This window comes from Vibrio sp. 10N.247.310.23, from assembly GCF_041467155.1.
GTDB classification, from domain to species: Bacteria; Pseudomonadota; Gammaproteobacteria; order Enterobacterales; family Vibrionaceae; genus Vibrio; species Vibrio crassostreae_C.
The window spans coordinates 119,914-129,711 of the sequence record NZ_JBFSTZ010000015.1 but is presented as its reverse complement, the minus strand read 5'-3'; the positions used below and the strand labels follow the sequence as shown (position 1 = coordinate 129,711).

General features: G+C 45.7%; 7 protein-coding genes, 1 tRNA gene and 1 pseudogene. 3 read left to right on the top strand and 6 right to left on the bottom strand.

Annotated features, from left to right (window positions below; translation table 11 throughout):
* A pseudogene (locus AB6D93_RS13450) lies at window positions 1-246 on the top strand (XRE family transcriptional regulator); the annotation flags it as partial.
* A gap of 107 nt (window positions 247-353) precedes the next feature.
* Complete coding sequence (glmS, locus tag AB6D93_RS13445) at window positions 354-2,186, top strand: glutamine--fructose-6-phosphate transaminase (isomerizing) (RefSeq protein WP_017061405.1); 1,833 nt, start codon at window positions 354-356, stop codon at window positions 2,184-2,186.
* 102 nt (window positions 2,187-2,288) lie between these two features.
* Here glmS and AB6D93_RS13440 read toward each other — a convergent pair whose 3' ends face one another.
* The 6 genes from AB6D93_RS13440 to rpsU all read right to left on the bottom strand — a co-directional run bounded on the left by AB6D93_RS13440 (window position 2,289) and on the right by rpsU (window position 8,512).
* Window positions 2,289-3,557, bottom strand: coding sequence for an O-acetylhomoserine aminocarboxypropyltransferase/cysteine synthase family protein (locus AB6D93_RS13440; protein ID WP_017061406.1), 1,269 nt, complete (start codon window positions 3,555-3,557; stop codon window positions 2,289-2,291).
* Between the two features lie 204 nt (window positions 3,558-3,761).
* A tRNA-Ile gene (locus AB6D93_RS13435) sits at window positions 3,762-3,837 on the bottom strand.
* Between the two features lie 163 nt (window positions 3,838-4,000).
* A complete protein-coding gene (gene rpoD, locus AB6D93_RS13430) occupies window positions 4,001-5,845 on the bottom strand; it encodes an RNA polymerase sigma factor RpoD (protein WP_017061407.1) in 1,845 nt (614 codons plus the stop codon).
* Between the two features lie 99 nt (window positions 5,846-5,944).
* Window positions 5,945-7,708 carry a DNA primase gene (dnaG, locus tag AB6D93_RS13425; protein WP_102332762.1) on the bottom strand — a complete coding sequence of 588 codons (1,764 nt, stop codon included), beginning with the start codon at window positions 7,706-7,708 and terminating at the stop codon, window positions 5,945-5,947.
* A 119-nt stretch (window positions 7,709-7,827) separates the two neighbouring features.
* Entirely contained in the window at window positions 7,828-8,271 is a 444-nt protein-coding gene (locus AB6D93_RS13420) for a GatB/YqeY domain-containing protein (RefSeq protein ID WP_017069475.1), read from the bottom strand.
* 25 nt (window positions 8,272-8,296) lie between these two features.
* The gene (gene rpsU / locus AB6D93_RS13415) at window positions 8,297-8,512 is read right to left on the bottom strand and encodes a 30S ribosomal protein S21 (RefSeq protein WP_004396009.1); all 216 of its coding nucleotides are present in this window, start codon (window positions 8,510-8,512) and stop codon (window positions 8,297-8,299) included.
* 258 nt (window positions 8,513-8,770) lie between these two features.
* On the opposite strand from rpsU, the gene tsaD reads away from it, so the two are divergent.
* Window positions 8,771-9,787 carry a tRNA (adenosine(37)-N6)-threonylcarbamoyltransferase complex transferase subunit TsaD gene (gene tsaD, locus AB6D93_RS13410; protein WP_017061410.1) on the top strand — a complete coding sequence of 339 codons (1,017 nt, stop codon included), beginning with the start codon at window positions 8,771-8,773 and terminating at the stop codon, window positions 9,785-9,787.
* The last annotated feature ends 11 nt before the right edge of the window (window positions 9,788-9,798 follow it).

The window sequence follows — 9,798 nt, the reverse complement described above, 5'->3', positions numbered from 1 at the left end:
GGTATCGACCTCGATAGAGGCACAACCACGTTTAACGAACTGGTTGGCCTGAGCAAAGTAATGGCTGAAGTGTCACGAGAAGTGATCGTGATGGTTGAGTCGGAAAAGGTGGGACGAAAGATCCCGAACTTAGAGCTGGCATGGGAACACATTGACATCTTAATTACCGATACAGACTTAGGCGAAGAATCCAAAGCAAGTATCGAATCACATGATGTTCGAGTGATCCTGACCGATCCAGCGTAAAAACAAATTTAAGTATTATGCATTTACCTTCCTATAATTGATCTTAATGAAGATTTGGCCTTTGCTTGCTGCCAATAGGAATAAAACAAAATTGATGGAGTGAAACTATGTGTGGAATTGTTGGTGCAGTAGCACAGCGTGATGTAGCTGAAATTTTAGTAGAAGGCCTTCGTCGTCTAGAATACCGTGGCTACGATTCAGCTGGTGTCGCTGTAGTCGATACTGAATCTAACCTAACTCGTGTACGCCGCCTTGGTAAAGTACAAGAGCTAGCTGACGCAGTAGAAGAGCAACAAGTGATTGGTGGTACAGGTATCGCTCATACACGTTGGGCGACACACGGTGAGCCGTCTGAAGCGAACGCACACCCACACATGTCTGGTGATATTGCCGTTGTACACAATGGCATTATCGAAAACCACGAAGCACTGCGCGCTATGCTGCAAGAGCGTGGTTACGTATTTACTTCACAAACGGATACAGAAGTTATTGCTCACTTAGTTGAGTGGGAACTTCGCACTTCAGCTTCTTTGGTTGAAGCGCTACAGAAAACAGCAAAACAATTAGACGGTGCGTACGGCACGGTTGCGGTTGATCGTAAAGATCCTAGCCGTATCGTTGTAGCTCGTTCTGGTAGCCCGATCGTTATCGGTTTTGGTGTCGGCGAGAACTTCCTTGCTTCTGATCAACTGGCGCTACTGAGCGTAACTCGTCGCTTCATGTACCTAGAAGAAGGTGATGTTGCTGAGGTAACTCGTCGTGATGTTACGGTATTTGATGTAGCGGGTGAGCGTGTTGAGCGTGAAATCGTTGAGTCAAACGCTGAACACGACGCAGGTGACAAAGGTCAATACCGCCACTTCATGCAGAAAGAGATCTTCGAGCAGCCAACAGCGCTGATCAATACAATGGAAGGCCGTATCTCTGACACTTCGGTTATCACTAACGCGATCGGCGTTAAAGCTGAAGAGATCCTAAGCAAGGTTGAACACGTGCAGATCATCGCATGTGGTACGTCTTACAACTCAGGCATGGCAGCGCGTTACTGGTTTGAATCTCTAGCTGGCGTAAGCTGTGACGTAGAGATTGCTTCTGAATTCCGTTACCGTGATTTCGTTGTTCGTCCGAACAGCCTATTGGTGACTCTGTCTCAATCTGGTGAAACGGCGGATACGCTTGCTGCACTTCGTCTTGCAAAAGAGAAGGGTTATATGTCTGCAATGACTATCTGTAACGTTGCGGGTTCTTCACTGGTTCGTGAATCTGATTTTGCCTTCATGACTCGCGCAGGAACAGAGATCGGTGTTGCTTCTACTAAAGCTTTCACAACTCAACTAGCAGCGATGCTGATGATGGTAACGTCAATTGGTCGTCTACAAGGTCGTATCAATGAAGAAAAAGAAGCGGAAATCGTTCAAGCACTTCACCAACTGCCTGCTGATATCGAGAAAGCATTAGCGTTCGATAAAGAAATTGAAGCACTGGCACCTGATTTTGCTGATAAGCATCACACACTGTTCTTGGGTCGTGGTGAGTTCTACCCAATCGCGATGGAAGCGTCTCTTAAACTGAAAGAGATCTCTTACATCCACGCAGAAGCATACGCAGCTGGTGAGCTTAAGCACGGTCCTTTGGCTCTTATCGATGCAGATATGCCTGTAGTCGTTATTGCACCAAGCAACGACTTGCTAGAGAAGCTGAAATCGAACGTTGAAGAAGTGCGTGCTCGTGGCGGTCTACTTTACGTATTCGCTGATGAAGATGCGGGCTTTGAAAGCGATGAGAACATGAAGATCATCAAGATGCCTCACGTAAGTGAAGTAACAGCGCCTATCTACTACACAGTACCGATGCAGCTGCTGTCTTACCATGTCGCACTAATAAAAGGTACCGACGTTGACCAACCTCGTAACCTAGCGAAAGCGGTAACAGTTGAGTAATCGACAGCTTACCTAAGATATAGATAATAAGAAGCCCATCCTGTGATGGGCTTTTTTATGTCTGTTAGTTAACGATCAGTGTTAGAGCTAGCTGTAGCGTCATTAAGCGCTCAGTGCTTGCTCTAGGTCAGCCAAGATATCGTCAATGTGCTCGATACCTACTGATAGGCGAATCATCTCCGGTGATACACCGGCTTGTTTCTGTTCAGCTTCGCTTAGTTGACGGTGTGTCGTCGAAGCTGGGTGACAAGCGAGAGATTTCGCATCGCCAATGTTAACTAAGCGCTTGAAGATTTGCAGTGCATCATAGAAGCGAACACCGGCTTCATAACCGTCTTTTAAACCAAAAGATAGAATGGCCGATGGCTTACCTTGCATGTACTTTTCAGCGAGTGGATAGAATTCTGAATCAGGCAGGCCAGCGTAACTTACCCAACTGACTTTCTCGTGTTGCTTGAGGTATTCCGCTACTTTCAAGGCATTCTCTGTGTGTCGCTCCATGCGTAGCGACAACGTCTCCAAACCTTGCATCAACATGAAAGCATTCATTGGTGACAGTGCTGCACCTGTATTACGTAGGGGAACCGTTCTAGCACGACCAATAAACGCAGCCTCACCAAAGGCCTCGGTATAAACCACGCCATGATAAGAAGGCTCTGGCTGATTAAACACAGGGAAGCGGTCCTTGTGCTGTGCCCATGGGAATTTACCTGAGTCGACAATCACGCCACCTAACGTTGTACCGTGACCACCCACGTATTTAGTTAGTGAGTGCACCACGATGTCAGCACCAAAATCGATAGGTTTACACAGTACAGGCGTCGCCACCGTGTTATCAACAATCACAGGTACACCTTGTGCGTGAGCAAGTTCAGCAACACGCTCTAAGTCGATAATATTACCTGCTGGGTTACCGATACTTTCGCAGTAAACCGCCTTGGTTTTTTCGTCAATCAGTGCCGCTAAGCTTTCTGGTTTATCGTCTTTAGCAAAACGAACTTCGATCCCTTGGTTTGGCAGCATATGAGCAAATAGGGTGTAAGTACCACCGTAAAGCTGAGGTGTTGAAACAATGTTGTCACCGATTTGCGCCAACGTCTGAATCGCATAGTTGATCGCAGCACTGCCCGCACTTACCACTAAGCCTGCGATACCTCCTTCTAAGGCGGCCATGCGTTTTTCTAACACATCATTGGTTGGGTTCATTATGCGAGTGTAGATATTGCCTGGCACCGCAAGGTTGAAGAGGTCGGCGCCGTGTTGTGCGTCATCGAATTCGTACGCGACGGTTTGGTAGATTGGAGTGGCAACCGATTTGGTTGTTGGATCAGTGTCGTAACCGAAGTGAATCGAGAGTGTTTCGTCTTTCATGAGTCTTCCCTGAACTATTGAGCGATTTATGTACTCTCATATTGCCGATTTTTTTATAAAAGAAAAGTATGTTTAGTCACAGAGAGGCAATTGGAATTGTGTGCGGGACGATTCGTTTTTGGTTCGGAAGTGCAGGGTGTGATTGGTACTGAATCAGAAAAGCAAAAAGCCAGAGCAGCGTGAACTGTTCTGGCTTTTCTAATTTGGTGGCCCCTCCCAGATTTGAACTGGGGACCGAACGATTATGAGTCGTGCGCTCTAACCACTGAGCTAAGGGGCCGTAGGGCATAGATTATAGGGGAAGCGTTCAATGGTGTCTAGACACTATAAGGGGCAATTCCGCTTACATCTTAGCCACTTAAATCACACGGATAAAAAAAAGGTGAGCCAACGCTCACCTTTTCTTATTTATGCTTAAAAGCTAACCGCACTAAAGTGTGTGATTACTCGTCTAGGAAGCTACGCAGAGTTTCTGAGCGGCTTGGGTGACGAAGTTTACGCAGTGCTTTTGCTTCGATCTGACGGATACGTTCACGAGTTACGTCGAACTGCTTGCCCACTTCTTCAAGAGTGTGGTCAGTGTTCATGTCGATACCGAAACGCATACGCAGTACTTTAGCTTCACGAGGTGTTAGGCCAGCAAGAACGTCTTTAGTTGCACCGCGTAGGCTTGTTGCCGTTGCAGAGTCTAAAGGTAGTTCTAACGTTGTATCCTCGATGAAATCACCTAGGTGCGAATCTTCGTCGTCACCGATTGGTGTTTCCATTGAGATTGGCTCTTTAGCGATTTTCAGTACTTTACGGATCTTGTCTTCAGGCATTTGCATGCGTTCAGCCAGTTCTTCCGGCAGTGGTTCACGACCCATCTCTTGTAGCATTTGACGAGAGATACGGTTTAGTTTGTTGATCGTTTCGATCATGTGAACCGGAATACGGATAGTACGAGCTTGGTCGGCAATCGAACGAGTGATTGCTTGACGGATCCACCAAGTAGCGTAAGTAGAGAACTTATAACCACGACGGTATTCAAACTTATCTACCGCTTTCATCAGACCGATGTTACCTTCTTGGATTAGATCCAGGAATTGTAGACCACGGTTTGTGTACTTCTTAGCAATCGAGATTACTAGACGTAAGTTCGCTTCAACCATCTCTTTCTTCGCACGACGAGCTTTCGCTTCACCGATAGACATACGACGGCTGATATCTTTGATGCTTTGAACAGTAAGAGACGTTTCACGTTCGATCATATCCAGTTTTTGGATAGAGCGACGGATGTCGTGCTCGTTACGTTTGATCTTTTCTGCGTATGGCTTGTCTGAAGCAAGAACTTCATCCAACCATGCTTCGCTAGATTCGTTACCAGTAAATAGAGCAATGAAAGATTTCTTCGGCATTTTGCCGTACTCAACCGTTTGACGCATGATTAGGCGTTCTTGAGTACGTACGCGATCCATAGAGTTACGCAGTTCGTTTACTAGGTAATCAAACTGTTTTGGTGTTAGACGGAACTCTTTGAATACGTCTTGCATCATTGTCGTTGCAAGCGTTGCTTTCGGGCTTTCATGGCCGTACTCGTTGATCGCTAGTTGACGATTCTGGTAGCTAGTACGAAGCGCTGTGAACTTCTCAAGAGCAAGCTCAGGATCGATACCTGTATCTTCTTCTTCCTCTTCCTCGTCGTCTTCAGCGTCTTCTTTGTCTTCGTCTTCCAGATCAGTTTCAGCAAGTTCTGAACCGATGTGAGTCGCCGTTGGCGCAGCTGTGCCATCGTCGTCTGGGTCAACAAAGCCATTGATTAGGTCTGTTAAGCGAATCTCTTCTGCTTGTACGCGGTCAAACTGTTCCAAGATGTATGGAATAGTGCCTGGGTACTCAGCAACCGATAGTTGAACTGTATTGATACCATCTTCAATACGTTTCGCAATGTCGATTTCGCCTTCACGAGTCAGTAGTTCAACCGTACCCATTTCACGCATGTACATACGAACTGGGTCAGTAGTACGGCCAATCTCGCTTTCTACGCTTGAAAGCGCAGCAGCTGCAGCTTCGGCTGCATCTTCATCTATATTGGCATCGTCATCATTAAGTGCTAGATCATCAGCATCAGGTGCAGTTTCAACTACCTTGATACCCATGTCGTTGATCATTTGAATGATGTCTTCTACCTGTTCAGAATCCACGATTTCTGCAGGTAGGTGGTCGTTTACTTCGGCGTAGGTCAGATAGCCTTGTTCCTTGCCTTTAATAACAAGTAATTTAAGCTGTGACTGCGGATTTTGATCCATAGATGATATCCAACTTCAGGTCTGGTGAAGGACGTTGCATTCTCAAATGCAAACCAATTATGTTAACAAATTTATTAAATGCTGACTAATCAAACAGGGTTACGCTTTTAGATCTAGCATTAAAGCTAGTAGCTCCCTTTTTTCTTCGGCTGATAAACCGACACTTCTTGCTTTGGCCTGCAGGTTTTCAATTTGTTTTTCAACGCACTGGGCAAGGATATTGTCCAATGAATCTAAAAATATGTCTTCTTGATTGTCTTCGTCGAGGGGGATTTCCCAGCTCGCGAGACGAGACAGAAGTGCCTCATGTTTATTATGTCGCCAATGCTCTAATAATTGGCCTGTGTTGATATGGGGATGCGCGTGGCATTTATCAAGTACTTCAACGAATAAACTTAGTCCAGGCAACTGTAAGCCTTTGACGCTTGATAAGTCCGGTACCATATCAGCATAGCTCGGATTTTGGATAAGCAAAGCGATAACTTCACGCATTGGAGTGCGCTTGAGCTCTTTATGCGGTTGAGGTTTATTGTCATTGTTAACCTTTAATAAAGCATTGAGAAACTTTTGAAGCTGGAAATCACTCCAACCCGTACCTAAAGCGAGCTCTTTCCATAAATATGCCTTTAAAGAAGGGTCTTGAGTCTTATTTAGCAAAGGGGCCGCATTGGTAACAACATAAGTTCCCCAACGTCGCGAGTCAGTATCGGGAGCTTCTTTTTTTATCTCAGTTAATAGAAAGTCAATTAACGATTCCGCATTCTTAATTTCATTTTCAAATGCGCCTTTCCCATGTTCTCGTATGTAGCTATCAGGATCATCACCATCAGGTAGGAATAAAACTTTTAGTACTTTATTCGCATTAAGGAACTCTAATGCGTTCTCCATAGCTCTTCGTGCGGCTTCTCTGCCAGCACGGTCACCATCGTAACAACAAATAACAGTATTAGTTTGTCTGAATAGTGTTTGTAGTTGTTCTGTGCTTGTTGCTGTGCCCAGTGATGCTACCGCGTAATCTACATCATATTGCGCGAGAGCGACGACATCCATGTAACCTTCTACAACAAGTATCTGAGGCGGTTCACGGTAGGCTTGCATCACTTCATAAAGGCCGTAAAGCTCTTTACCTTTATGGAAGATAGGCGTTTCTGGTGAGTTTAGATATTTCGGCGTGCCGTCTTCTAAAACACGACCACCAAATCCAATCACTCGGCCACGACGGTCACGAATCGGGAACATTACGCGTCCACGGAATCGATCGTATCGGTTGCCTTTATCGTTTTCTATTAACATGCCGCCAGTAACCAGCATGTCTTGGGCTTCTTTTTGTTGCCCGAAGTTTTTACGAACAAGGTCCCATTCATCAGCGACGTAACCAATACCAAATTTCTGGACGATTTCACCAGACAGTCCACGATTTTTTAGGTAATCAATCGCAGGTTTGTTAGCTGAGATCTTCAGTTGAGAGCGGTAAAAATTACTGATTCCGCCCATCAAATCGTAGAGGTTACGTTTTTGTTCGCTGTTGGCTCTTGGTGTTGTTGATATTTCACCGCTGCGCTGTTCTCTTGGGACATCTAACCCGAGAAAGGAAGCAAGCTCTTCAATCGCTTCCACGAAATCGAGGCGTTCGAACTCCATAATGAAGTCGATAGCATTACCGTGTACGCCACAACCAAAGCAGTGATAAAACTGTTTTTCTTGGCTTACGCTAAAAGAAGGGGTCTTTTCGTTGTGGAATGGGCAACAAGCACCATAGTTTTTGCCTTTTTTCTTAAGTTTCACGCGTGCGTCCACAATGTCGACAATGTCGAGACGCGCTAGGAGATCATCGATGAAACTACGCGGGATGTGTCCTGCCATAAAACCTTAGAAAAATGCACTAACTGAGAGTGTGGATAATAATAGTTTGAATAGGTTACAGATACAAACAAGCCGTGCGTTCCGAAGGATTGCACGGCTTGTTGCAATTTGATTTGGGATTAAGCGAGTTTAGAACGAACTAAACCACTAACTTTCCCCATATCTGCACGCCCTTGAATTTGTGGTTTCAAGATAGCCATTACTTTACCCATGTCTTGCATGCCCGCTGGTTGAGCTTCGGCGATTGCGCTATCAAGTAGTGCAATAACTTCTTCATCAGTTAGCGGTTGAGGCATAAAGCCTTCAAGTACCGTAATTTCTGCTTTTTCCACGTCAGCAAGATCTTGACGATTTGCTGATTCATATTGAGCAACAGAATCGCGACGTTGCTTAACCATTTTAACTAATACAGCAAGAATGTCGTCGTCGTTCAGAGTGATCCGTTCGTCAACTTCACGTTGCTTAATTGCTGAAAGAGCTAAGCGGATAGTGCCAAGGCGCGGTTTGTCCTTGGCTTTCATCGCTAATTTTTGCTCTTCTTTGAGTTGTTCAATAAGAGCCATAACTCAGTCCTTATGGATTAAGTTATTAGTACAGGCGAACGCGACGTGCGTTTTCGCGAGCTAGCTTCTTAGCGTGACGCTTTTGAGCTGCTGCTTTAGCGCGTTTGCGAACTGTAGTTGGCTTTTCGTAGTGCTCGCGACGGCGAACTTCAGAAAGGATACCTGCTTTTTCACAAGAGCGCTTGAAACGACGTAGTGCAACGTCGAACGGTTCGTTTTCACGTACTTTAACTATTGGCATATGCCTTTCACCTCAGGGGTTATTCATTATCGCTGGCTACTCAGTACCAAATCAGAGAAGTTACCCATCGAGCTAACTCTCTATTCGCGTTTGGCCATTAACCAGCTTGATCAAAAATGGTGCGGAATTTTAATCCGATCACAGTGGCTTTGTAAAGCACTTTGTCGATTATAGTCTGTACAATATTTGTTTGAAGAGCTTAGGCAGGGTAATATTGCGCTAATTTCCCATTTTAGACGAAAGCGTGCCGAGAAAATTATGCGCATTATTGGTATTGAAACCTCTTGTGATGAAACAGGAATCGCGATTTATGATGATGAGCAAGGGCTGCTTTCTCATCAATTATATAGCCAAGTAAAGCTGCACGCCGATTACGGTGGTGTGGTACCTGAGCTAGCTTCACGTGACCACGTGAAAAAAACAATTCCTCTTATTAAAGCGGCATTAGCTGAAGCGAACCTAACGTCGAAAGACATTGATGGTGTGGCTTACACGGCTGGCCCTGGTTTAGTGGGTGCACTGCTGGTTGGTGCAACGATTGGTCGCAGTATTGCTTATGCGTGGGGGGTGCCTGCTGTGCCTGTTCACCATATGGAAGGTCACCTTCTTGCGCCAATGTTAGAAGACAATCCACCTCCATTCCCATTTGTGGCTCTGCTGGTTTCTGGCGGCCATACCATGATGGTAGAAGTGAAAGGTATTGGTGAATACCGAATCCTTGGTGAATCGATTGATGATGCAGCGGGTGAAGCGTTTGATAAAACCGCGAAACTGATGGGCTTAGATTACCCTGGTGGTCCACTGTTATCTCGTTTGGCGGAAAAAGGCACTCCGGGTCGTTTTAAGTTCCCGCGTCCAATGACCGATCGTCCGGGTCTAGATATGAGCTTTTCTGGTTTGAAGACGTTCGCAGCGAATACCATTCGCGATAACGATAATGATGACCAAACTCGCGCTGATATCGCTTATGCATTCCAAGAAGCTGTTTGTGCAACCTTAGTAATCAAGTGTAAGCGAGCCTTGGTTGAAACGGGCATGAAACGTATAGTGATTGCTGGCGGTGTAAGTGCCAACAAACAACTGCGTGTTGAGCTTGAAGCTCTTGCTAAGAAAGTCGGTGGTGAGGTGTACTACCCACGCACAGAATTCTGTACAGATAATGGTGCGATGATCGCTTATGCGGGCATGCAGCGCCTAAAGAATGGCGAAACGGCTGATTTGTCTGTTCATGCCACACCGCGTTGGCCTATTGACCAGCTAGAGCCAATTGCGTAATTGACTATAGT

Excerpts from the sequence above, each read along its gene's own strand:
- rpsU (WP_004396009.1), bottom strand. The coding sequence starts at position 8,512 with ATGCCAATAGTTAAAGTACGTGAAAACGAACCGTTCGACGTTGCACTA.
- AB6D93_RS13420 (WP_017069475.1), bottom strand. The coding sequence starts at position 8,271 with ATGGCTCTTATTGAACAACTCAAAGAAGAGCAAAAATTAGCGATGAAA.
- glmS (WP_017061405.1), top strand. The coding sequence starts at position 354 with ATGTGTGGAATTGTTGGTGCAGTAGCACAGCGTGATGTAGCTGAAATT.
- rpoD (WP_017061407.1), bottom strand. The coding sequence starts at position 5,845 with ATGGATCAAAATCCGCAGTCACAGCTTAAATTACTTGTTATTAAAGGC.
- dnaG (WP_102332762.1), bottom strand. The coding sequence starts at position 7,708 with ATGGCAGGACACATCCCGCGTAGTTTCATCGATGATCTCCTAGCGCGT.
- AB6D93_RS13440 (WP_017061406.1), bottom strand. The coding sequence starts at position 3,557 with ATGAAAGACGAAACACTCTCGATTCACTTCGGTTACGACACTGATCCA.
- tsaD (WP_017061410.1), top strand. The coding sequence starts at position 8,771 with ATGCGCATTATTGGTATTGAAACCTCTTGTGATGAAACAGGAATCGCG.